Here is a 23,015-nt window from a genome sequence, read left to right on the forward strand (position 1 = left end):
AAGGTTGTGAGGGGTTGTCAAATGGCACTTTCAAGAGAGTCATATTAAATAAATATAATCCGCTCCTCAAAATAAATCAAAGACCTAACCAGTAATGGTCAGGTCTTTGATTTATTTATTAAAGAAACAATTCAAACTTAAATTTTTACATCTACTGATCTAGAAAGGGCATAGTTAGAACCGCTTTTTGGAACTGACAGAATGAATATTCTGTATGGTTGACCTGATACAATACGAGCTCCGTTAACATCTTTTGTCCCCGCAATTAATTGCTGAGAGATATTGTATCCTGTACGAGTCACCCGGGTATAATCGGTTTCCTTTATAGCATCACCTTCGCCAAAGCCTAGATTTGAAGGAACCACCATAATCCGATATTCTAAGATATTATTTTCATTAGGTATGTCAAAGTTGACTTGAATATCCCTTCCATCACCATTAATTCCGATTTGAGTGTACGTTACATTGGTAACAGAAGCTATTTGAGTAGATGAAAGTGTAATCGTCGATGCATCTGACAACACGTTGTTGCCATAATAACTTCCGTAGCCTACAGATAGGACGTATACTCTGTAACTGACTCCGTTCTGGATCTTGTTGCCATTTATGTCCAGAGTATTCGCTGACAACGTCTGGTTGTAATAATTAGATCCTCTACTTACTTCTGTATATCTGTTGCTTCCCAAATTACTTGCTTCTGACAAACTAAGCGTACCGGATGAAGTTGGCACTACAATAATCCGATAAGAGCTAATGTTTGAATCATCTGCAGCCTTAGTGAATGATACACGTAAATCTCGACCGTCACCATAATCGTTATCATCACTAACACTTAGGCCCGAGATCTTGCCTACACTATTGCCGTTCGCCAAAGTAATCGTAGATGAAGACGATGATAAAGCATTGCTGACAGAGTAGCTACCATTACTCACGGATAGAACATACACTCTGTATTGTTTACTGTTCTTAATTAAATCGCCGCGTACGTCCCGGGCATTGCTGGATAGCACTTCGTTATAATTGTAGCCTTTGCTCACTGTTGTATAGTAGGAACTGGATACATTATTCGCATCTGACAAGCTGAAGTTGTTGCCATAATAATCTATTGGCACAACCATGATCCGATAAGAGCTAATATTCGATTCTTCGGAAGCCCGAGTGTACGATACGCGCAGATCTCTGCCGTCTCCATAATCATTTACATCACTTACATATAAACTTGAGACAGTACCTACGTTATTGCTGTTAAGCAAGGTAATGGCTTGGGATGCGGAAGACAACTCATTACTACCCGCATTGTTACCACTACCTATCGCCATGACGAACACTCGATAGCTAACTCCGTTCCTAACGGTAACGCCATCGATATCTCTAGCACCGGAAGACAACACTTGGCTGATGTTATATCCTGTCTTGTTTACCTGTGTATAGTTGGAGCTAGAAACCGCATTTGCTTTCGTTAAATTGAAATTGCTATAGTTACTGGCTTTGACCACAAAAATGCGATAAGAACTAATTTTGGACTCATCCGACAGCTTGGTAAAGCTGACGCGTAAATCTCGGCCATCTCCATAGTCGTTTATGTCTTCTACAGCCGTAATGACTGGGGAAGTTATAGAACCTACGCTTAATGTAATTGATGATGAACCAGAAGATAATTTATTCGAAGCCACAGATGAATTGCTGCTTACAGATAGAACATATATCGTGTAAGGCACGTTACTCTTAATCAGCTCTCCGGAAGTATCCCTTGAAGAAGAAGTCAAAGCTGAAGTTTGTGTACTGCCACCCGATTTATAAATCGTAGTGTAATTCTGACTGCTCACATTATTAGCCGCAGCTAGATCAAACTTGCTAATATCTTTAGTCTTTACAACAAGAACTCGATAACTAGCAATGTTACTATCACTCGAAGGACGTGTGAAGCTTATAGATAAATCCCGTCCATCCCCATAATTGTTCACATCACTTGCCTTCACATCTGTGGTTGCTGCCACATAGGTAACGTTATCCAATGTAATTGTTGAAGAAGCACTTGAAAGTGCACTCGCGTTATTTCCCTTACCAACTGCCAAAACATAAGCAACATAAGCTTGCTTACTTCCAATCAAATTACCGTCAACATCCCTTGAATTGGCTGTCAGTTTAACCACAGGATCAGCACCCGTAGGTAATACGGTGGAATAATTAGCAGATGATACTCTTAGTGCATCCGACAGATTAAAATTAAATGTATTCGCCGCTTTAACCACTAGCACTCTATAATGATCAACAAGTGACTCATTAGTTGATTTCGAGAAGCTAACTTGTAGGTCACGACCATCGCCAGCGTCGCCCACATCCTTCACCGTAACATAAGATACCGGATTGACGCTTCCATTCCCTCCGTTACTGTTATCAGAAGTGATAGTCACTGTTTGTGTCTTGGAATTCCATCCAACTTCTTGCCCAAGTGCTTCACCAACAAACCGGACAGGGACCATCGTTCTACCCTTCAAATTTTTCCCTGGAACATCTAAACTTACGGCCTTATTGTTAATCGTAGCGACCTTAGATCCGATCTTCAGGACAATGGTCGTGTCATTTTTAATCGCAGTTACGGTTTGTGTCTTCTGATTCCACTGGATCTTAGCATCAAGTGCTTCGAAGATTGCGCGTAACGGCAACATCGTCCGACCCTGAATCATAACTGCTGCTTGATCTGTCACCAACGGAACACCGTCAATATAAATACGTATAGGCGTAGCTGCCTGAGCTGACGATTGGAACAGGATCGGTAAAACTAGCAACCCAGCCAATAAAGTTACCCATAATTTTTTCACATGCTCATCCTCCTGGATAGTATAAAATAATTCATTTTTTTTCCTACTCTATTTGACGTATCGACCCGGTTAAAAGTTTCCAATTTCACCGGTTACAATAAATTAACCCAGAAGAAAAGCATAAGAAACCCCTTTTCTACGTGAAAAGGGGGTGAGTTTAACTTATTTATCTCCAGTTAGCCGTTCTTTAGTTGGCGTTTGCCCGCCATTCAATCGCTTAGCCAAGGTCTGCCGCCAGCTATCTGACAATTCAGTTACTTCTAAAATATGTGAGACTCCGTCCATGTTATCCTTGTCTTTATGCATGATCTGGTTCGCAAACGTCAAAGTCACTCTGGCCGGATGCCTGTGCGAAAGGATCAATCTGTCCTCTGAGCTAACGAGTCCTTCACGAAGTACTCGCAAATAATACCCCGTATATCCTATTTGCTGTACTTTCAAAGGAAGATCCGGTACCCCGTACTTAACGGCTAGTTTAAAGCAAGGTTGTCTTGGTTGGCTTACTTGCACAAGCGCTTCCCCTAGTTCAAAAATATCGCCGATACAAATATCGTCTTCCACCATGCCTTCCGTCGTTAGGTTCTCCCCAAAGGCACCAAAAGCTAAGGCTGTCCCTATTTCCTGTTCCCAATAAGCGTACCATTCAAAGGGATATACACATACCGCTTTGTCTTCTCCGCCATGATGGACATGATCCGCTTGTCCATCCCCCTCAAAGTTAAGCAAGGAAAGATAAATCGCTCCATTAACTGGGGTCTTATTAATTCCTGTCGATACTTCCTTGCCGTTATGTATTACTTGTGCTGGCTTTCCGACATTGATTGATCTAATTTTGATATTCTCAGTCATGTCACACACCTCATATAATTATTGTAGTTCTACCTATCCACTAAATAAATCGCTTTCATTTGAAACTTAATCCAGTTGTATACGTAGTATCATTAGAACGTCCCTTATTTCGATGCTTACTCTGTTTATTATGATACATCAACATTGCCTAGAGAGGATATTACAAATGATGAATATAAAACAAGTTATTATTGTCGGTACGATGGCCTTTGTCATTACATTAGGGCCAAGCTTATCGGGATACTTATCCGGCACTGATACTGCCCTGAACCAACCAAAGCAAACTGATCTCAGCAACGATACCAAAGAAACCGGGATAGACCCCGTAGTCGAAGCTCTTGGATTAACTGATGAAGAAGCTGTATACGAAGAGTTACTTGAAGGACACTCCTTGGCTGATATCGCTGAAGCTAATCATAAAGATATCTCACAGATTATTGAACTACAAGTCTCACAACTGCAGGAGCAATTATTGGTCCGATTCTCTGAAGGAAACCTAACGCAAGAACAATATGAACAGCAGGTACACGAATTGCCTGAAATCATTACAGACAGTGTTCACAGGCAATACGCTCTATCCTAGTAAGTTTTTAATTGAACTAAAAAGGGGTGTTCCACAGGTTCTTACAACCTGTGGGACACCCCTTTAATATTTCACCCTGATTGTTACGGTTAACTAATGCCGCTTGGGTAACAATTTAACGTATTCATCTGACAACTTCATCAATTCATTCACATAATCATAATCCTTGCGGTATGCAGCGTAATCTGCCACAGGTTCCAGTGTTTTCAGTGATATGGCTGTTCCATCTTGAAATCCTTCCCCCGGTACAAACATAATCTCATCGTTAAAGAACGATCCTGTAGGAAGATAATATCGCATTCCAAACACATTCCGATCAATATTAAGTAAATCTTGACCCATTGCAGTAAATTGATTGTCCTTTAAAGATATTCCTAACAAATTTGTGATCGTTGGTAACATATCAACCTGTCCACCCGCACGTTCAGAAACGACACCCATGTTTTGTCCTGCAATATGCACAATGAACGGTACGTTAAAACGACTAACTCGGTCATCATAAGATATACCCAGCTTCGTAGTAATCTCTGCTGCACTCGTGTCGTTAGGTGACACCCCGAAATGATCCCCATAAAATACAAGCATCGTATTATCCCACATATCGGCATCTTTCAATCGCTGAATCAAGGTACCGATTGCGTAGTCAGTATAATTAGCTGCGAGAAGGTAATTTCCCAAATTGGTATCTTCCAAATTAGCCGGAAGCGTCATTTGTCGCTGGTCTTCTGGCACAATAAACGGAGAATGGCTCGACGTTGTCACAAACTGAGCGTAGAACAACTTAGAGCGATCCTTAATTGCCTTCAGCTTTTCTACTCCGACCCGGTACATCTCCTCATCTGAGGCACCAAAGTCATTAAAATGATCATTTTCATAATAAGGCTTATCATAATACTTATCGAAATTCAGAGCAGGATATAACTTATTTCGATCCCAAAAAGTTACATTATTAATGTGAAACGTATTGGCCTCGTAGCCGTGACCTTGAAGCAATCGTGGCAAACTTGGCAACTCCCGACTGCCAAATCCTGTAGACATTGCAATCGTCCCTGTAGGGTAAATCGACGTATTAGACATGAACTCTGCATCTGACGTATTTCCTTGCCCAATCTGCTGGAACACACGAGGGAAATATATTCCCTCCTCAGCCAGTCCATTCAATACAGGTGTTACCTCCTGACCACCCACACTCAAATGGATCGGGAAGTTCTGAAATGACTCCAATTGTATGACAATCAAGTTTTTCCCTTTGGCCGCTCCAAAATATTCTGGTTGTCCTGCTGTTTCAGGAGTATCCCGATAAGGATAACTAGCCTGTAGATTCTCAATTTTGGTGATGGTCTCCTGCAGATTTCCCTCAGCAATCATTCGTTCTTCTTCCTGATTGCGAAGTGCTGCATCTACCTGGAAATTCAAGAATCCCATATGTTCCGCGCGTACAAGCTCGTTATTAATATCACTACCTGAATTAATGTACATTCCAGAAAACAGCATACAGACCACCATAACAACAGCAACTCCGGTCTTCCAGAGCCATCCTCTACTTCGACTTCTGTGGTTACCGAATCCGTAGGTATAACCAGAATAGGAGGTTGTACGACGAGGCTGTCTTATAACCTTCCATACCAATATGATGAGTACATCGACAAAGAACAAAAAATATTCTGGTCTAAGCAGAGCACTCACACTTGCGCTAACTTGAGGCACCTGATTCAATCCTCTAAGTACCGTATAGGTAGGTACCGTTCCAAAATAAGCAAAATAAAGTGTTGCTGCAAAGAAAATAAACGAGAAGATCAAATTAAATCCTAAGTAGGCTGTCCATTTCCACTTGCCTTTGGATGGTAGTAATAACTCAACGAAACAGAGTAGAACTAACATGGATAGAATTTCAGCCGGGAGGCCCTTCCAATGAATCGCTTCAAAGAAAAAATACCTCAGTAAAATCAACTTAAGTACCAGTAGCATAAACGTTACTATAAAATTGTATCTGGATTTAAAATTAGTAAAAATAGCGTCCATCTCTTTCCTATAATTATAGTCCGTTAACAAAAAATGCACGGTTCTTCCATTCAATTATTATAGCACGGTTAAAATGATAGTCCATTTACAGTGCTGTACTAGCATTCTCAACAACTACGCTTTCTATTGCGGATGTTTATATGTTTTTTGAAAGTAGGTTGATGTGAATGTTACTACTCATTTAAATAAAAACAAAAAAAGCCGCAGGATGAACAAAGTTCACCTACGGCTTCTCGCAGACCATAATCACCCATAGCACAGAAGTTTATAGTCTAACGTTCTTATTTCCCATCCAGTAAGTTACCCAAACCGCCTAGAATGCTACCTTCTTCTTTTCTACCGGAGTTCCCAGCAGCGGACAGAATTCGGTCTGCCATACGACTGAAAGGTAACGACTGCACCCAAACCTTCCCTGGACCACGCAAAGTAGCGAAGAACAAACCTTCACCACCAAAAAGTGCGGTCTTTACACCTTTTACAAATTCAATATTATATTCAACATTAGCGGTCATAGCTACAAGACAGCCCGTATCAAGCTTAATGGTTTCGCCCGGTTGCAGCGTTCGCTCAATCACATGACCGCCGGAATGTACGAAGGACAGTCCGTCTCCCTCTAGCTTTTGCATGATAAAACCTTCACCGCCAAAAAAACCTACTCCCAGTTTCCGCTGAAACTCAATACCGATCGAAACGCCTTTCGCTGCACAGAGGAATGCATCCTTTTGACAGATTATTTTACCGCCATATTGCTGGAGATCAAGCGGAATGATTTTGCCTGGGTAAGGAGCTGCAAAAGTGACACTCTTGCGTCCATATCCCCCGCTATGAGTAAATACAGTCATGAAAAGACTCTCACCAGTCAGCAATCGCTTGCCCGCACCCATTAATTTGCCCATGAGACCGCCGCCTCTGTTGCCATCACCGAAGATCGTCTCCATCGAAATTTCCGGGTCCATCATCATAAAGCTTCCCGCCTCAGCAATTACGCTCTCCCCTGGATCAAGCTGTACCTCAACACACTGTATTTCCTCGCCCATTATTGCATAATCAATCTCGTGAGCACTCATCCTCTTAATCCCCCTTATTAAATTGGTGTTCCTCTGGCAACCATAAACTGCATAAATAAAAATATATACGTCCCCTGCGATCTACGGTTTCAATCTCCATTGAATCCATTGGATCGTTAATGAAATGATATTCCATGAACGCCTCATCCACAAGACTCAAATTTAATAACAGATTGAAATGGTAAAAAGTATCCACATCCAACCCAGTTCGACTTCATCCAAAATTCAGTTTATTTTGTAGGTATGAGTCTTAATCTTCTTTTTTACATAGGTCAATATATTATTTAATGATAGTTTGGGAGGTATAAAGGTTAGAAAATGAGGGCGATTTATATCCATACTAGTAATATCTAAATTGATCCGTAGTATAATACTGTTCAAGAAGAAATTCACCGCCAAGGAGGTTTCCCCTTCATGGGAAAAAGAGCTCTAATCGCCGGTTCGACCGGTTTAGTAGGAAATGAACTGCTCCATTATTTACTCGAAGCCGAAGAGTATGATCAAGTCATTGCAATCGTCAGATCATCTCTTCAGATTGTCCATTCTAAGTTGACTGAAAAGATTGTCGATTTCGATCAGCTTGAGGAGGTTCAGGAGTACTTTGCTGTGGATGATGTGTTCTGTTGCTTGGGGACGACCATTAAGAAGGCTAAGAGCCAAGATGCCATGTATAAAATTGATGTCGAGTATCCTTTAACTATTGCCCGCTTAGCTAAGGAGCAAGGAGCCTTGCACTTCCTTCTTATTAGCTCCATGGGTGCCAACCCTAACTCCTCCGTATGGTATTCAAAAATAAAGGGCAATCTTGAACAGGAGCTAAGTAAGATCGGTTATGATTCTACCTCGATCCTACGTCCCTCACTACTGCTGGGAAATCGCCAGGAATTCCGGTTAGGGGAACAATGGGGTGGGAGCATCTTTAAAGTGGTCTCGCCTCTACTTGTGGGGCCATTCAGAAAATATAGAGCGATTCAAGCAAAGAACGTGGCTCTAGCTATGTATCGGATCGCTCAGCTAACTAGTCCAGGAGTGACCATTTATCCCTCTGACAAGTTGGCCTCGATCGCATCAAGGAAACAATAATTACAAAAAAGGACTGCCCCTCAGTAAGATTTAAAATCTACTTGTAGGTGCAGTCCTTTTAAGATTAGAACTCACTATTTCTTAAATGCCTTAACTAGGAAGTAAATGACTCCAAATAGAATGCCCGCTACTACGAGCAATCCAAGAAGTGTTATCAGTATATTTCCCCATAAAATTTTCATCGTGAGCTCCCTTAAATGAACAATAGTTTAACGCTCCGCAACTAACTCCGCTGCACTAGCATTGGACTCGACTTGAGCTGGATTCTTACAACCTGGGATAACCGCACTTACGGCTGGATGTCTCAAGCACCAAGCGAGCGCCCATTGAGCCATATTCACACCTTCAGGTACTTCATCACGTTTAATCTTCTCGACCTCTTGAAGTTTTAAGCGTGTACTCTCAGGATCGTGCCGATGTCTTACGTCCGTATTGTCAAAATGAGCTCCCGGCTTATATTTACCGCTGAGATAACCACTAGCTAGTGGTACGCGCGCAAGAACACCCAGGTCTTGACGTTCACAAGAAGGAAACACTCTGTTCTCCGGCACACGATCCAAGCGATTGTACACGACTTGAATAACCTGCGAATTCACTTCAGTTGAGGCATCCGTCTGATGAAGATTGTCGTTACTCCCGATGGAAGTCCCCAAATGACGGATCTTACCCGCGGCGATTTGTTTATCCAGCGTACTCCAGAGCTCATCATTATCAAACACGGCATCCGGACCGGAGTGAAATTGATACAAATCGATATATTCCGTATTTAACGCCTTAAGTGAGGCATCCAATTGTTGTATAACTTCCTTGGCTCCGAACACATCCGTACGGGTAAAGCGCTCATGGAAGTGATGGCCAAATTTTGTTGCGATGATCCAGTCTTCACGTTTGCGGCGACTAATATAGTTACCAATAAAGGATTCTGACAGATGATCTCCATAACATTCCGCAGTATCTATCAGGTTTATACCAAGCTCCTGTCCTTTGTCGAGAATGGCATCGACTTCATGTTGACCAAACTGCTGTCCCCATTCCCCACCGAACTGCCATGTTCCAAGGCCGATGACCGAAACATTCAACTCTGTCTTGCCTAATCTACGATATTTCAAGGAAATCCCTCCCGCTCAAAATTGTACTTCACATGTGACTTGGCATCTTTAACCAATGCCCAAATTGTACACTTGTGAGCGTAGGAAAGTCCAGTTTTAGAGCTTACGTAAATAATCAAAATCGGGGTGGACCACCTGATCCGTGAGAAAGGCTGGCGTTGTACTTCCCGGCCTTCTTCTGGAGTTAAGTGCCGATAGAATTTGTTCTGAAGTAGTTATCCCTATCCCATGCCCAAAATATAGATCATCCGCAAGCTTGACGACATTCTCCCCCTGCCATTCTGGGGTTCTAGGATCATGATCAGGATTTTGGAAATATAACACATCCCCGGTATACGCCTCATTCGCATTATTTGTCGAGATCAATCGTAGGTCTTTGTCATAATTCCAATCCCATAGTAACAAATCCCTAAAGTATTGATTAAAGACCGTAGGACCCACCATATCGAGCACTGCCTTATACAGTATAATGACGATAGCAGTAGCACATTCAAATGCATACAATGATCCATTCGCAAAAATATCGTTAATTCCATCTGAAGGTAACACACCCGGTCTCAATTGAAATCCTCCCTCGTCTGTACGGGACCAATATCTCTCATTACAGCGAGAATCTTTGAACCTGGCAAATTGTGCTCCTCCGGAATTTAATGCTTTGGCGGCTTCTACGATCCGTGTTCTCATCTTTAGTTCAAATTTCAGAGCCTCTGGAGAATCGTACCTGTAGACGATTGGACTGTTCTTCTTCGCCTGCAAAATCGCTTTCTCCTCTACAGTTAGATCCAGCTTATCCACTTGTTCTGCGCCTGTATTTAACGTGACAATCATCGTCATTCCTCCCATGACGTACTAGGTTATTGTACGCACCCCGAACAGTTTGCGTGCATAGGAGACAGGCATTTGTCCTACATGACACTTACTCGAAAGGGATGCGGGACTGGCGTCCTAGCCCTACGAAGAGAGAACTTGAAAGATCGCCTCGGCATACAATATCGATATCTAACCGAAATAAGGAGGGGATTCCATTGACTAAGTATCTCATCATAAACGGCGATGATTTTGGTATGAGTGAAGGTGTAAACCGAGGGATACTTGAGGCTCATACCTTCGGAACGTTAACGAGCACCTCTCTTATGGTCAACATGCCGAATTTCAAACAAGCAGTTAAATGGGCACTACAAACACCCACCTTATGTGTGGGACTCCATTTCAACCTAACTTGGGGGAAATCTATATCTCCACCAGAAGCGGTCCTTTCTCTCGTTGGTGATGATGGTTCTTTCTCGGGGAATCGAAGTGATTTTATTGAAGAAGAAATTGAACATGAATTAACCCATCAATATAACAAAATGGTCTCCGCTGGACTTACGCCAACCCATTTGGATTCCCATCATCACATTCATATTGAAATCCCCTTGGTGTATCTTGTCATGAGTAAGTTTGCCTATCAAACAGGGATACCCTTACGCATAAATCCGAATACAAACGATATCATTAACCGCCCACTAAGTACCGATCATCTCATTTTGGATACCTATGACACTCCAGATGGAAATATTCGTCTCCTAAATCATCTAGCAACACTACAGGAGGGAATTACCGAAATTATGTGTCATCCAGGATATCCAGAACACAAAAATCCCCCTGAACAAGATACAAGGGGGCGAGAATTCCAAGCTCTAACGGATCAACGAATCGGGGACATTCTCCGAGAGCAAGGAATTCAGTTGATACACTTTGGACATCTCTCAAAGATCCAAGCGCTACAGCAAGCAGAGCAGGCACAACAAGCAGCGCAAGCAGAACAAGCAGAACAAGCAAAGTTAGCAGAGCAAGCAAGAATATTAGAACAGACAGCAATTACATTGCTAGACGAACCTCCAATTCAAGAAGTACCAATTCAAGAAGTACCAATTCAAGAAGTACCGATTCTTCCCGCTTCTCCCCGCCTTCCTTTCCTTAAAGAGAGAAGGTTACACAAACCTAAAAAAACAAAGTTAAACAAAAAAAGGACCCGAGGCCGGGGTCCAAAGCGAACTAAACGTTCATTCCGCAAGACAAGAATCCGTAGATATGTAAGACGTTAAATGATACCTTCCGTCTGTGCTTTCTCCGTTGCTTCAGTTCTGCTAGTCACATTCAGTTTGGAATAAATGACCGATAAATAATTACGAACTGTTCCTTCCGCTAGAAATAATTTTTCGGCAATTTCTTTATATTTCATGTTCTCAGCCAGACATTGAAGCACTTCTACTTCTCGCTCCGTCAGACCATATTCATTCTTCTTATCAACATCATGAAGAGCACTTTCCTTCACCGATTGAACCAGTTGTCTAGCAAGCTGCTGGGTAATAATCATTTCTCCGCCATATATGGATCTGATCTTAGTTAATAGTTCTCTTGAAGGAATCGCTTTCTCAATACAACCTTCTACACCTAATTGAATGGCTTCCATAACCAGATGCTGGTCGTGATCTGAGGAGGTCATGATAATAACTTTTATATCAGGTAAATTCGCCTTAATTGAACCTATTAGGGTGAGGCAATCCCCCTCCTGCTCCGTTGAGAGGAGAATCACATCAGGCTGTAAAGTGGTGCATACATCCAATAGCTCTGATCCCCCCGTAGACATAGCAACTACCTCCATATCCTCTTGCATCGAAATTAATGCGGCTAGCGCTTCACGAACAATCGGCTCATTATCAGCTACTACGATTCCAATTGGAGTATTTAATGAATTCATAACGATAGGTAATGTACATTGCACGGTCATGCCTTTATTCAGAAATGATGAAATGAGTAGATCTCCTTCTAAGCTCTGAAATCGCTCTCGTAACGATTCAAGACCACGCGACAGACGCTCTTCTTCACTCCCTTGACCATCATCCTGAGCAGTGAGTTCAACCACCATATCCGAACATTTCACTGTAACACCTACATGGGTCGCTCCCCCTTCTCTTCTGGCAAGTGAGACCACCTCATGCAGGCAACGTATCAGAAACAGCTTGTGCTCTTTGGAGAGGTTTCTTTCTTCCCCTGTCATCTTTAAAAGAACTTCACACTCTGCACTATGGAGTTCTTGGATAGCTAAATGCATCATTTCGCTGAGGGTAAAATTCAATTCTAGTGGTCCTAGATCTTGAAGTGCTTGCTTCACTTCAGTTAGCCCCGTATGGGTCACATCCATAATTCGGTCAAGCATTGCCGCCTCTCGCTCAGTCGATATTTCTTGCTTCAAAGATTCCAAACCCAGCACAAGCGTAGTATATGTATGACTAATCGAATCTTGGAGTTCATTGAAGATGCGGTCTCTTTCTTTAAGAATCGAATTCTGCTCTATTTGCCCTGCATGCTGTTCCATTAATCGATATTGCTCTTTTATTATTACGTTTCGTTTCTCTATCTCTTCTTTGGAGGATACGAGGATATGAAACACAACTCCCAATGCCGTATACATAAGACATGACAGGAGAATTGAGAAATATGAAATGGGTGCGTCCGGTAACAATACCAAAGGACCTACAACAGCAATGAATAGGATACCGACACCTGAACCAATATACATTTTACGTTCATTATAGAAACCAACCATCATACAATACATGACTAAATTCCCTGTGATTAAATGGTCTATCGAGGTTAAATAGGGAACCAGTACCGCCAGTAATATTAGCTCTGAAATGAGATAAGGTTTCTTACCGATTTGCAACAAAACTAAGGGTAGCACATATGAAATTCCAATAAGTCCAAATAACAACCATAGTGGTGTAGAACTGTTCCCTCCATTTTTCTCCGCAAAATAAAGCACAGAAACTAAACATATCGTGCGAATGATATATAGCAGCCAATCATTCCATTTTATTCTCCAGGCCACGGGCGGCCCCTCCCTATCTGCTTATGATTTTCACTAACCCTTGTCACATGAAAGATGTGACACGATGTCACTGGTTATTATGACATCCCGATCTGTAAGATGGGGACTATAAAACACTATCCGTGAAGGGGTTATTAACATGAATAACAAGAACATTGCACTTCGAAACGCTTTTCTATTTGTAATCATGGTCGCCGTATCTGAAGCCATTCTCCTCATCTTACCGATTGAACTGAATACGGCTATGTTTATGTTGCTACCCTCGGCTGCTGCAATTATAACGATGCTCCTAACACGTGAAGCATTCCAAAAAGAGGGATGGAAGTCACTGGGGTTTGGCACCTTCCAAGGCAAATCCTTTATGATTGGTCTTCTAACACCTATGCTACTCATTGGCATCTCTTACGCCATCGTCTGGACTGTAGGTTGGGGCGACTTAGGAGTGGCATCTGAAAATGCTGGTAAAGGTGTGGAGTTAGCCATCCGTTTCATCTGTATTTTGGTTGCTGGATCGGTAACTGTTGTCCTAGGTGAAGAACTCGGTTGGCGTGGGTACTTACTACCGAGACTAAAAAGTCTAGGTACAAGCAAGGCGCTTCTTTGGAGTAGTGTTATCTGGGGCCTGTTTCACTTACCGATTATGATCTTTACTGATCTTTACCACAGTGATGTCAATTTGTATGTATACATCCCGCTGTTTATGTTGAACGTCATTCTCGCGGGTATGTTTATCGGGTTCCTTCGTCTAAAAAGCAACAGTATCTGGCCGGCACTGATCGCACACAGCGCACACAACTTAGCCTGGTCTTATGGTGATCTGTTCACCCAAAACCAATCATCGATTGTGAACTATATGACGGGTGATGCCGGAATTCTACTAATTGTTGGTTACGCTTTGGCCCTCCTCATATTATTTAGAAGGAACAAAGCGATGTTTACTTCATAAATTTTTTTAAAAGTTTCAATTTCTTATCAGTAGAGGGAGGAAAAATAAGACTCAGATTGATTCGAGTGGATTTCTTCAGAACACTTTTCATATGAGAGAATGTTTCGAAGCTGTGCCGTCCGTGATAAGCTCCCATCCCTGATGACCCAACGCCACCAAAAGGAAGATAAGGGCTAACCAAATGCAGCATCGTATCATTGATACAACCACCGCCAAAGGTAACCCGTTCGATAACCTGGGTCTCTATCAGCTTATTGTCCGTAAACAAGTAAAGCGCCAGGGGCTTGGGTCTAGAGTTGATTTTCCCAATAACATCATCAAGATCGTCATATTCGAGCACCGGTAAAATCGGCCCGAATATTTCTTCTTCCATTATCTTGTCGTTCCAGGTCACACTATCCATTATCGTAGGCGCCAAATACAAATCATTGCGATCTCCAGTTCCACCGACCACCGTCTTTGATTCATTCAGAAGTCCTGAAAGACGATCCCAATGTGACTCATTTACGATTCTTCCATAATCCCCACTAAGCTGTGGATCCGTGCCATAGAAGGCAACCACCTTCTCTTTCATCTTCGTAAGGAGTGCTTGCTTAATCTCCTTATGAACGAGTAAATAATCCGGTGCGACACAGGTCTGGCCGTTATTCAGAAATTTACCCCAGACAATCCGCTGAGCGGCTAGATCAAGATCAACGGTTCGATCTACAATACAAGGACTCTTACCACCTAGCTCAAGTACAACAGGTACGAGATTCTCAGCCGCTGCCTTCATCACGATCTTCCCTACTTTGGTGCTCCCTGTAAAAAATATCAGATCCACAGGGGCATGAATCAAAGAAGACGTGACCTCTTTGGCACCTTCGACAACGGCAATATAGGACTCTTCGAACAGGTCACGAAGCAGTTTCGTAATGGCAGCAGATACGTGAGGAGTGTACTCCGACGGTTTGACGATAGCCGCATTCCCGGCTGAAATAGCTCCAATTAACGGATCTAACACCAGCATAAAAGGATAGTTAAAAGGACCTACGATGAGTACAGAACCGTAAGGTTCAGGATAGATGTAACTTCTTGATCCAAAATGAATCATCGGCGTTCTAACCCGCTTGGGTTTAGCCCATTGTCTTAAATGCTTTATGCAATGGCTGAGACTGTCATATACATAGCCGATTTCTGTGGCGTAAGCTTCGAAGGGTGATTTATGAAGATCTTTATTCAATGCTTCTGTAATCAAAGCTTCATTTTGCTGAATTCCTGCCTTTAATCGTTGGAGCTGCTGTATCCTAAATTCAATAGATTTCGTATTACCGGAGCGAACAAACTGCTGCTGATTACTCACCATGGATAACACAGCTTTAGAATCAATTCCATTCATACGGATTCCACCCTCTCAATTCTGATCTGGTCTTAATGGATCAGAATATTTTAATTAATTCTACTATAACTCCAAATCCCAATAATAACTAAATCTAACTTAACAAAAGCTCCCCGGACTGAGGCCCGGGGAGCTTTAACCATTTCTATAATTACAATTGTCCGGCAACTTCCATCAACCGGATTAAAACTTTAGCCATTTGCCCACGTGTAGCTGCAGCTTTGGGATTGAAATTACCTTCTCGTGTACCATCAACTATACCTAGTCCTTGAGCGGCTTTTACGCTGTCCACAGCAAAGCTGCTTACATGTTGAATATCATTAAAGGTAGCTCCAGCATAACTCCCTGCTTCCTTGAAGGATTCCCCTATAGCATAGCTGTAGGCTCGCATCAATAGGGTAACCATTTCTTCGCGCGTCACTGCTTTTTCCGGCTGGAAGGTTCCGTCTGCATAACCTTCAATTATTGCTGCCTTCTTCATTGCAGATACATACCCCGCATAATACGCACTACTTGATACATCCGTGAACCCTCCAACTCCACCTTCTTCTGAGAGCCCGAGCACTCTTCCCAAGAAGGTAGATAACTGCCCTCTTGTTACCGTTCCTTGTGGATCAAAATGATTACTATCGACACCGCCAGCAATTCCTCTAGCTGCGAGCACTTCAATGTAATCCCTTGCCCAGCTTCCTGCCGTATCTCCAAAGGTTTTAAGGGATTCCATCACCATAAAGTTACTAAAGTGCTGTGTTAGGAATGTAATATCTTGATCCCCAAATATACCCCCTTTGAACTCTGAAGAACCGTCATTCGCTACAAAATATACCCCCGACTTTCTCTTATCCGTAATCTTAGCTTTTTCTTGCGGAGTCAGTGTGAGTGACACCTTCACGTTCTTGTTAAAGGCTGTAACTTTAGTACGAGTACCTGCACTATCGATCAAGAACATGCCGAAATCGTATACTTTACCGCGTGGTTGTAAGGACGGATTTGCACCTACGACTTGTTCTGTCAAAGTACGGGCCTCAATTTCATCCACCAAAGACTTCGTTATGATTAACTCTTTGGTATTAACCAAAGCAGCTGCGTCAATAAAATCGGCAGGTAGGGTTATGGTGGCATCTGCCGTGACTAACTTGATGGCTACTCCAGCCGATTTTAATTTGTTCAGTACAGATACAGGGAAATTTAATTCTACCAAATCCCCGGAAACGGCACTGAGATCAATAATGATGGACAATTCTGACCTTACTGCAGCTATCAACTTATCTTGACCTGCCAAGCTTTGCTGAACAACTTCAAAGCCTTTCAAGAGATTAGTCAAAGCTTGCTCGACCTTCTGGGCGTCCACTTTGGCAACATTCTTACCATCAACAGCTTCAGCTTTAACCCCTTGCACGGCACTCAATTTATCTAGTTCATCCATAATGGCTGTAAGTGCGTTATCCGCATCGACCGGCAAATTAGTTAGCACCTTTTGAAGACTACTTGTTAACGCTGGAGGCACAGACGTACCTCCCGATGATGTTGAATTCGACCCAGATGATGGCGGTGTAACTGGATCTACTGTAGAAGTCTTTTTATTTATAATGACTGTGGTCAGAGGGTCTAGAGTGATGGAACGGGAGCTGAGCGTAAATCCAGACTTCTCCGATACCCCGTTGGCCCCAGCTTCATCGTTATCTACCAATACCTTTCCTGTAGTTAAGTCTTCTGACAACGTTAATGTTCTAGCGGTACTATCCGCGTTTACAAATACATAGTAATTCCCAGTTCCGTCTGTTGCTGTGTTCTTATAAGCGATTACGAGATCACTAGCTTTAATTTCTGGTGATTTAATGAGCGTTACATTGCTATTTACAAGCTCTTCATCACCTAACGTGAATGCATTTGTTGATTTTCTCAGATCGATTAGACCTGCAGTATATTTCTGCGTGATCTGATTCACAGGATACTTCACTTCATCCGTTGCTTTGCTCCAGTCAAACATATTGATTGCATCCGTGGAATCGTAAGAATCATGCACGAAGTACCCAAATACTTCATCATTCTCATCTGTAAGTGCATGATATTTCTGCTCGGGTATACCTTCACCCTTCCACTGTTTTGTCCGCCCATATTCTTGACCCGCATGCAGAAATGCCGTTCCTTGTGAGGTTAAGACTAGCATATTGCCAAGTCTGACCCGTTGGTGAATTTCTAGGTCATTGGCTGGGATTGCAGGATCTTTCTTGATGGATTGAGCAATGATATCATACAGCGTTAAATTATCATGGGCTTCAATATAAGACACCATGTCCCCCGGATCATCGGCCGGTGTGTTGGATGGCTGAGCTTTAATGTTGTTAAAGATAACGTTGATATCTCTAGCTCCGCCCGTAATAAATCTTGGCTCTCCTTCTGAACCATATCCAGATTTCAATTCATTTCTGATCTCATCAGAGAATACGCCGACACTATCCGTTTTGTCCATCCAATCCTGATCAGCAGCTTTGCCTTCTAGCGAAGGATCAGCGATATTCCCACTAAAGGTTCTCCAACCTTCACCGATGAATAACGTATTAGGATTAATTTCGACGACTTCATCGTATGCATTTTGGATCGATTCATAGGTTGCATCACCCATCATATCCCAACGTATACCATCAACTTTGTATTCCTCCGTCCAGTATTTCACGGAGTCAATCATCAATTTCTCAGCCATCTTATGATTTGTCGCCAGATTATTGCCGAATCCCCCAACATTATTACCATTAGCATCTTGCCATCCATAATAGTTAGGAACGATATCATTCAGAAAGCTCGCTTTGGCCATATGTGTATAAACAACGTCGAGAACTACACCCATTCCGGCATCATGGACAGCCTGAATCATCTCTTTCAACTCTTTGATTCGAAGTTCTGGATTACTTGGATCTTCTGAGTAGGCACCGTCTGGGGTAAAATAGTTGTGCGGATCATATCCCCAATTGTACTGATTGTCTTGGGTTGAATAGTTTAACTCTCTCTCGCTCATGTTGGTCTCGTCTCCATAATACCAAGCCATAATCGGCATGAGTTGAATATGGGTCACACCCAACGATTTAATATATTCTAACTTATCTTTGAATGCCGTGTAGGAACCCCATCTTCCACTCAAATCTCCCTCTATAGAAGGATCAGATGTGAAGTCTCGTACATGAACCTCCCAGATAATCGCATCTTCTCTTTGCTCATATCCTTCAATTTGAGCGTAATCAAAATTGGCAGGATTGGTCGTGCTTAAGTCCACGATTGCCGCTTTTCCTACGGCATCTCCATCGGAACCAACTTGCCCCGTCGTACTCACTCTAAATGGAGCCATGGATTTAGCATAAGGATCAAGCACTGCTTTTGTGACACCGTCATTTGTCACTTGATATTGATAGAAGTATCCCTTGAAATCTGAAATATCAAGAGTTCCAGGTACAACCTCAGCGCTCCAAACTCCCTTATCTCCCTTAGATAAATCAACACTACCCATGTAATGAGTATCATCCGTTTTATCATAGACGCTGGCTGTAACTGAGGTTGCCATTGGTGCCCACAGTTTAAATGTAACTTTCCCTTCGTTATATGTGGCTCCCAGATCGTCACCATCGTAAGCATACATTTCGTCCAGCATTCTCCAACCTGTTCCAGCAATTATGGTTCGGCCAGAGTAAGTGACACTTAGAGGTAGGTTATCGAGAACTACTTTCGCTGCAACTTCAACTGTTGTTGTACCCGTAATTTGTACAGAATCAATGGAGATAGGCGCTCCAGTCTTATCTTTGATGGATAGCTGATCCTTAAGTGAATTTGCCTCCAGTCCATCCGTCATAGTAAAACCTAGCATGATTTTACTCTCTGACAATACTTCGGCGGACACCAGGCCCACGGGTAGCTCTCCATATGGAGATACGTAAACGATATCTTCCCCTTGATTGATCCAGAGATGATTGTAACGATCTAAGAGGCTAAAGCTTTTATCCCCGCCGTCCTTCTCATCGCCATCTGAGCGATTGACAACAAGAAAGTTAATCTTCTTTGCTCCTTCTTTCAGCTCGACATCGATGTAAGCTCCATAACGATCGACATGTTCCGAAGTAAAAGCTGTCGCTCCTGTTGGCCACCCTTCGGACGGTGCAACCACATCATCTCCCCAAGTCCACAGTCCATAAGTACTGTGGTTATTATCGTCTCTGCCATAATGAATACGTACCGTATTCATTGGAAGATCCACGGGCTCATAAGCATACACATTGTCTGAGCCATGCTTAATCCAAATTTCATTCATTTCTGGAGATGTGATAGCTACATTTTTGTCGCCACCCTCCTTCACGCCATTAACGCGATTCACAATAATAACGCCTATTTTCTTAGCTCCTTCATTAAGTGGGACATCTAGATAGGAACCATAGGAATCCTGCTGTCCCTCTAGAAAAGCTGTCGCATCCGTAGACCAATTCTTCGAAGGTTCAGTTACATCTCCCCATAACCACAATCCTAAATTCCCAATTTCCTTGTTCGCTCTATTATAATGAATACGTATATGTCCATTTGGCACGTCCAAGCTGCTGCTTATTCCTTCTGATGAAACGGAATCGGAATCGGCATTCACCCGAATTGGACCCAATCCGATGCAGGAAAGAATCATTGCGATGATCATAAAAACCGAGAATATTCTTGTACAGCTCCTGTTAAGCTTCATTTAGTGATCCTCCCATTGGTTGTATTCATGTATTACGCATCGAGATAAACATCAATTTAATGCAAACGATTGCATAAATAACATGACACCCCCCTTCATTTGAAAATATGTTATATTAAGCGTAATGAAACCGTTTGCATAATATATAACACATCCAATTGTTGGGCGTCAATCTACATTTTTGTCGAATATCATTCATATTGTCGTTTCAAAACAGCGTTTTACTTTCTTCCATAATCGGCCTTAATTTCTCCCCATTCCTTCGTTTCCCACTTCAGCACCTTATTCTCGTAACTATTGTTCTTCAGCCAATTTATAGCTCGATCAACCAAATCCCAAATTTCCTTCGTAGATTCATCTCGTACCAGACTCGTAGCTACTTGCTTCTCACGGACCCATTTTAAAGCCGTTCTCGAATCGCTGTAGACAGTCTTCGTGCTCCCCAGCTTCTTCAGGTAGGCTAATGAGTGAACAATCGCCAGAAATTCACCTAAATTATTTGTACCGTTGGGAATAGGACCAACCGAGAATAGAACTTTACCACTTTGCGTTTCCACCCCTTGGTATTCAATCGGTCCTGGATTCCCTCTAGTTCCTACATCAACAGATACGCTGTCATAATCAATACTCTCCGCAGATGGTGATGAGGAGGAAGTCGCCCGACCAGGTGAAGTTCCCTTGGAGGTACTGCTCCCAGTCTGTTTTTTGCCCCAATGTTTAGTCCAGCCTTCGCTATAAGCCTTCTGCGCCTCTGCACTGGAATCATAAGATTTATATTTAGCATCTTTAAATTGCTCCACTTGCTCCTTACACTCAGCCCAACTATTGTATATGCCTGGGCGGTTTCCTACCCAAACTACATAATATTTCTGTTTCGCCATTATACTTGTCCCCTTCTATAGGTAAATCGCAACTAGTACTGTTGTATACTCGTTCATACCACTTTATCTTTATCCACGATACACCATAACGAGTATGGTTTCCATTGTGGAAATAACAAAAAGAACTCAACACCCCTATCAGAATGTACAAAGTAGGTCGATGACCGCTTCGCTACCATCTGCATATACTTCTACTATTAGAAATCACTGATTTCGGTTTAGAGCCCTAAAATTATCATAAGAGCGCTCGATTCTACGTCATTATTACTTTAAATAGTCAAATTAGATAGAGGCAAACACAAAGAGACATCCTCTCCCCTTAAACCGGGATTGGATGCCTCCTTAATATAGTAATAATTATTTAAAAGTCGGAAGCCAGCTACCATGTGCTTCGATAAGGTCGTCGCACATCGCAACGATATCATCTATAGACAACTCTGCTGCCGTATGTGGGTCCAGCATGGCAGCGTGGTAAATATGTTCCTTCTTCCCGGTAATAGCAGCTTCAATAGTGAGCAATTGTGTGTTAATATTCGTTCTGTTCAGCGCAGCTAGTTGTGGTGGTAGGTCTCCCACATACGTCGGGTTGATACCCGAGGCATCTACAAGACAAGGTACTTCTACACATGCTTCCTTAGGCAGGTTGGTAATCAGGCCTGTATTCATTACATTGCCGCCGATTTTATAGGGATTATTTGTCTCCATCGCTTCCAGCATATACGAAGCATATTCCAAACTTCGGACATGCTCAATATTCTGACTAGCAAATATTTTCTCGCGCATATCGGACCAGCCCTTGATCTGTTCGATGCAGCGGCGAGGGTATTCATCCAGTGGAATGTTGAAGCGTTCAATTAGCTCGGGATAGTTCTTTTTAATAAAATATGGATGGTACTCCGCACTATGCTCGGACGATTCCGTCACATAATAACCGAAGCGAAGCATAAGCTCGTACCGGACCATATCATGATGACTCTCTTTCTGCTTCTCCGCTGCTCGGCGTTTGATCTCAGGATATAAATCCACTCCATCCCGAGATACTTCCAGCAACCAAGCCATATGATTAATGCCTGCAATCTTTGTTTTGAGGCCGCCTTTATTCATATCCAATGCATCAAACAGATCCGACACACAGGTCTGTACGCTATGGCAAAGACCCACTGTCTTGATTCCACCAACAGTGTTCATTACATTCGTTAACACAGCCATCGGATTCGTATAGTTGAAGAACCAAGCATCTGGACACACTTCCTGCATATCCTTGGCAAAATCGAGCATTACCGGAATCGTCCGTAGATTCCGGAAGACCCCGCCTATTCCAAGCGTATCCGCAATGGTCTGACGTAGACCATACTTCTTAGGTATTTCAAAATCTGTAATCGTACATGGGTCGTAACCACCTACCTGAATCGCATTAATCACATATTTGGCGCCATTTAGAGCAGCTCTCCGGTCGCTATATGCCCTCACTGTGCAACGACTGCCAAGCGATTGTCTCATACTATCAAGCAATTTCTCTGAGTCACTCAGTCGTTCCATATTAATATCAAATAAAGCGAGTTCAAATCCCTGTAATGCTTCGGTCAACATCACATCGCCGAGAACATTTTTGGCAAAAACCGTACTACCTGCACCTATAAAAGTAATTTTGGACATTACATGTTCGCCTCCAATGAATAAGTAAGAATGC

The 23,015-nt window shown here is 42.5% G+C and carries 15 protein-coding genes; 4 read left to right on the plus strand and 11 right to left on the minus strand.

The features are described from left to right. Nucleotides 1–137 precede the first annotated feature (137 nt). Both EJP82_RS15935 and EJP82_RS15940 read right to left on the minus strand, forming a co-directional pair. Nucleotides 138–2,822, minus strand: coding sequence for a copper amine oxidase N-terminal domain-containing protein (locus EJP82_RS15935; protein ID WP_246054190.1), 2,685 nt, complete (start codon nt 2,820–2,822; stop codon nt 138–140). Nucleotides 2,823–2,984: 162 nt separating this feature from the next. Next, entirely contained in the window at nt 2,985–3,671 is a 687-nt protein-coding gene (locus tag EJP82_RS15940; RefSeq protein ID WP_127193068.1) for an MOSC domain-containing protein, read from the minus strand. 166 nt (nt 3,672–3,837) lie between these two features. On the opposite strand from EJP82_RS15940, the gene EJP82_RS15945 reads away from it, so the two are divergent. Beyond that, nucleotides 3,838–4,254, plus strand: a complete 417-nt coding sequence (locus EJP82_RS15945; RefSeq protein ID WP_127193069.1) for a hypothetical protein — start codon at nt 3,838–3,840, stop codon at nt 4,252–4,254. 93 nt (nt 4,255–4,347) lie between these two features. Here the strand turns inward: EJP82_RS15945 and EJP82_RS15950 are convergent, their stop codons facing one another. Together EJP82_RS15950 and EJP82_RS15955 are read right to left on the minus strand one after the other, a co-directional pair. After that, the gene (locus EJP82_RS15950) at nt 4,348–6,276 is read right to left on the minus strand and encodes an LTA synthase family protein (RefSeq protein ID WP_127193157.1); all 1,929 of its coding nucleotides are present in this window, start codon (nt 6,274–6,276) and stop codon (nt 4,348–4,350) included. A 281-nt stretch (nt 6,277–6,557) separates the two neighbouring features. After that, nucleotides 6,558–7,343 carry a TIGR00266 family protein gene (locus tag EJP82_RS15955; protein ID WP_127193070.1) on the minus strand — a complete coding sequence of 262 codons (786 nt, stop codon included), beginning with the start codon at nt 7,341–7,343 and terminating at the stop codon, nt 6,558–6,560. Between the two features lie 414 nt (nt 7,344–7,757). On the opposite strand from EJP82_RS15955, the gene EJP82_RS15960 reads away from it, so the two are divergent. Continuing rightward, the gene (locus EJP82_RS15960; protein ID WP_127193071.1) at nt 7,758–8,426 is read left to right on the plus strand and encodes an oxidoreductase; all 669 of its coding nucleotides are present in this window, start codon (nt 7,758–7,760) and stop codon (nt 8,424–8,426) included. Nucleotides 8,427–8,635: 209 nt separating this feature from the next. On the opposite strand, the gene EJP82_RS15965 is transcribed toward EJP82_RS15960, so the two are convergent. Further along, a complete protein-coding gene (locus EJP82_RS15965; protein WP_127193072.1) occupies nt 8,636–9,535 on the minus strand; it encodes an aldo/keto reductase in 900 nt (299 codons plus the stop codon). A gap of 96 nt (nt 9,536–9,631) precedes the next feature. Next, entirely contained in the window at nt 9,632–10,363 is a 732-nt protein-coding gene (locus tag EJP82_RS15970; RefSeq protein ID WP_127193073.1) for a protein-glutamine gamma-glutamyltransferase, read from the minus strand. 197 nt (nt 10,364–10,560) lie between these two features. Between EJP82_RS15970 and EJP82_RS15975 the strand changes: the two genes are divergently transcribed. Beyond that, complete coding sequence (locus tag EJP82_RS15975) at nt 10,561–11,622, plus strand: carbohydrate deacetylase (protein WP_170220209.1); 1,062 nt, start codon at nt 10,561–10,563, stop codon at nt 11,620–11,622. Here the strand turns inward: EJP82_RS15975 and EJP82_RS15980 are convergent. Further along, nucleotides 11,619–13,409 carry a helix-turn-helix transcriptional regulator gene (locus EJP82_RS15980; protein ID WP_127193075.1) on the minus strand — a complete coding sequence of 597 codons (1,791 nt, stop codon included), beginning with the start codon at nt 13,407–13,409 and terminating at the stop codon, nt 11,619–11,621. The two genes, EJP82_RS15975 and EJP82_RS15980, sit on opposite strands and share 4 nt — an antisense overlap. Nucleotides 13,410–13,548: 139 nt before the next feature. Here EJP82_RS15980 and EJP82_RS15985 point away from each other — a divergent pair, with 139 nt between their 5' ends. Beyond that, entirely contained in the window at nt 13,549–14,355 is an 807-nt protein-coding gene (locus tag EJP82_RS15985; RefSeq protein ID WP_127193076.1) for a CPBP family intramembrane glutamic endopeptidase, read from the plus strand. Here the strand turns inward: EJP82_RS15985 and EJP82_RS15990 are convergent. The 4 genes from EJP82_RS15990 to melA all read right to left on the minus strand — a co-directional run bounded on the left by EJP82_RS15990 (nt 14,345) and on the right by melA (nt 22,981). Beyond that, nucleotides 14,345–15,733: an aldehyde dehydrogenase gene (locus EJP82_RS15990; protein WP_127193077.1), complete on the minus strand. Its 1,389-nt coding sequence runs from the start codon at nt 15,731–15,733 to the stop codon at nt 14,345–14,347. The genes EJP82_RS15985 and EJP82_RS15990 overlap by 11 nt on opposite strands. 151 nt (nt 15,734–15,884) lie before the next feature. Next, on the minus strand, nt 15,885–20,444 hold the full coding sequence (locus EJP82_RS15995; protein WP_127193078.1) for a pullulanase: 4,560 nt from the start codon (nt 20,442–20,444) through the stop codon (nt 15,885–15,887). A gap of 221 nt (nt 20,445–20,665) precedes the next feature. After that, the gene (rnhA, locus tag EJP82_RS16000) at nt 20,666–21,325 is read right to left on the minus strand and encodes a ribonuclease H (protein WP_127193079.1); all 660 of its coding nucleotides are present in this window, start codon (nt 21,323–21,325) and stop codon (nt 20,666–20,668) included. Between the two features lie 357 nt (nt 21,326–21,682). Beyond that, nucleotides 21,683–22,981, minus strand: a complete 1,299-nt coding sequence (melA, locus tag EJP82_RS16005; RefSeq protein WP_127193080.1) for an alpha-glucosidase/alpha-galactosidase — start codon at nt 22,979–22,981, stop codon at nt 21,683–21,685. Nucleotides 22,982–23,015: the final 34 nt, after the last annotated feature.

The sequence above is a fragment of the Paenibacillus anaericanus genome (assembly GCF_003994475.1).
Lineage (GTDB): Bacteria > Bacillota > Bacilli > Paenibacillales > Paenibacillaceae > Fontibacillus > Fontibacillus anaericanus.

Bases quoted from the DNA above. Each gene is read 5' to 3' on its own strand.
- rnhA (WP_127193079.1), bottom strand. From the start codon at position 21,325: ATGGCGAAACAGAAATATTATGTAGTTTGGGTAGGAAACCGCCCAGGC.
- EJP82_RS15940 (WP_127193068.1), bottom strand. From the start codon at position 3,671: ATGACTGAGAATATCAAAATTAGATCAATCAATGTCGGAAAGCCAGCA.
- EJP82_RS15970 (WP_127193073.1), bottom strand. From the start codon at position 10,363: ATGATTGTCACGTTAAATACAGGCGCAGAACAAGTGGATAAGCTGGAT.
- EJP82_RS15950 (WP_127193157.1), bottom strand. From the start codon at position 6,276: ATGGACGCTATTTTTACTAATTTTAAATCCAGATACAATTTTATAGTA.
- melA (WP_127193080.1), bottom strand. From the start codon at position 22,981: ATGTCCAAAATTACTTTTATAGGTGCAGGTAGTACGGTTTTTGCCAAA.
- EJP82_RS15985 (WP_127193076.1), top strand. From the start codon at position 13,549: ATGAATAACAAGAACATTGCACTTCGAAACGCTTTTCTATTTGTAATC.
- EJP82_RS15990 (WP_127193077.1), bottom strand. From the start codon at position 15,733: ATGAATGGAATTGATTCTAAAGCTGTGTTATCCATGGTGAGTAATCAG.
- EJP82_RS15955 (WP_127193070.1), bottom strand. From the start codon at position 7,343: ATGAGTGCTCACGAGATTGATTATGCAATAATGGGCGAGGAAATACAG.
- EJP82_RS15945 (WP_127193069.1), top strand. From the start codon at position 3,838: ATGATGAATATAAAACAAGTTATTATTGTCGGTACGATGGCCTTTGTC.
- EJP82_RS15995 (WP_127193078.1), bottom strand. From the start codon at position 20,444: ATGAAGCTTAACAGGAGCTGTACAAGAATATTCTCGGTTTTTATGATC.
- EJP82_RS15960 (WP_127193071.1), top strand. From the start codon at position 7,758: ATGGGAAAAAGAGCTCTAATCGCCGGTTCGACCGGTTTAGTAGGAAAT.